The sequence below is a fragment of the Algoriphagus hitonicola genome, assembly GCF_900113375.1.
GTDB classification, from domain to species: Bacteria; Bacteroidota; Bacteroidia; order Cytophagales; family Cyclobacteriaceae; genus Algoriphagus; species Algoriphagus hitonicola.
Map to the genome: position 1 here is coordinate 1 of NZ_FOPC01000029.1, position 1,882 is coordinate 1,882.

Here is a 1,882-nt window from a genome sequence, read left to right on the forward strand (position 1 = left end):
GGGCTCCCATCTGATGAATCAGCCAGAGAAATAGAACCAGCAATCCACCACCTACAAAAATACTCAATACATATCCTTTTATTTTATCGCCAAAAGAACAAAAAAATGCTTTCAAAAACTTAATTTTATATTTTCCTTAAACTTATACTTGAAAATAACCGGATTTTCAGGATCAGCATCAATAATGGTTTTTATGTTTACGTATTTATTATTTGAGGTTCTTCTTATTCTGCTTAAAAGAATATCAGGCGAATAAACTAAGTAAAAAAACCCATCAGAATTTGAAAACGTTGATAAAATACTGGAAAAGTCAAATAACTTATCCATATCATTTTCCAATACCTCAATGAAAAGGGATTTTTTAATTATTTTATCGTAAACTCCAAGTTTTGTAACATTTCCTTCAATGAATTCAAAAAATAAAATGTTCTCTAAGTCGATAAGATCATCTCCAGTTGTCATAGAATTGGTCTGAAGGAGATTTTCATGAATCTGACCCGCACTATAAATCTTTTTAGAATCATAATGAAGAGTATGTTGACCATAATTAAACATTATTAGTGAATTCACATAATTATCTCTAAACTCGACTAACCTGTTTCCATAAACTTGCTTAAAATAAAAGCCTTTATTATCATATGTTGGGTAAAAGAAATTTTCTTTTAAAGAGCTCACTTTTAAATCATTTGAAATTATTTTCCCCAGATCAATATTTTGCAAAATCTGAAATTTTTCATCTAAAAATATCACCTCCTCATTTCCGGAATTTGTTATCAAATTATAAAATATAAATTTATCCTTTTGAATAAAAAAATCTCCTACGGCAACAACACCATCAAATTTTATTTCTTGAATAAAATCACCATTAAGATTAAATTCAAGGAATTTTGCCGTACCCGAACACCAAATAAAAATACTATTTCGTAATTCCGAATATTGAATGTTTTTAGGGTACAAGAATTGACCCGGACCCTCTCCTGAAGCTTTTATGCTTGATATGATTTGCCCTTTATGATCAAAAATAAATATGGTTTTAGTTTTTTTCTTATCTAAAACAATCATAGCATTTTTAGTCCAAATTAAATCATCTACACCGCCAACTATTTCCTTTTTATCTAGAGTTATTATTTCAACAGAAGCAAAAATATCCGATAACCTTAAATTCCTAGGGTCATCTGTATTGATATTGATCTGCTTTATAGATTCAGAATCGTGACTCTCTTTAAGATTACATGAAGAGATAATTAGAACTAGTAAAAAACAGAAGAATAATCGCATTTTAAAATCAAAATAAGTTTAGAGAGGGCGAACCCTCTCTTTTCTATAATAGGACTACTAGCCTAGCCCTTGACAAGTAGGTGATGTCACTGGAGGTGGAGGACAGCAAGTTTGTAGCTGGTATTCACAATCTGAAATTGTAATTTCTACTAATCTAGGTAAAGGGTCATTGACAGCGCAAAGCATAGTTTCAGATGTCTCCGATGACATTGCTAGAAAATCACCTGGGCAAGCCTGGTAAATCTGTGCATTAGCCTCACCTATCAATTGGACGGAATAAAAATCTCCATTGCCACTTCCTAGGTCTACTCCTAGCATGGCCACAAAACAGAGGCATAGGCCACCCACTAGTTGAATCAATCGTTTTTTCATCTTGTTTTTGGTTTTTGGTTAAAATTGTATCAATAGTAGATTTTCGAATATTAAAAACCAAATTTTACATCATATTGAATATCGCTGAATATCAGCTAATTGTATTATTTCAACATTAAAAACAAAATAATATTTCGCCCCCCTAATAAATTCTTTAATTCTCCAAAGATTCACAGTACTGAAAACTAAATCACCAACTAATCGATCGAATATCAATTTTTTGGCTTTTTTT

Annotated in this window: 1 protein-coding gene; it reads right to left on the reverse strand. The window is 30.9% G+C overall.

The annotated features are described in order from the left end of the window. Positions 1–111: 111 nt before the first annotated feature. Positions 112–1,278 carry a 6-bladed beta-propeller gene (locus BM043_RS19255; RefSeq protein ID WP_092794900.1) on the reverse strand — a complete coding sequence of 389 codons (1,167 nt, stop codon included), beginning with the start codon at positions 1,276–1,278 and terminating at the stop codon, positions 112–114. Positions 1,279–1,882 lie beyond the last annotated feature (604 nt).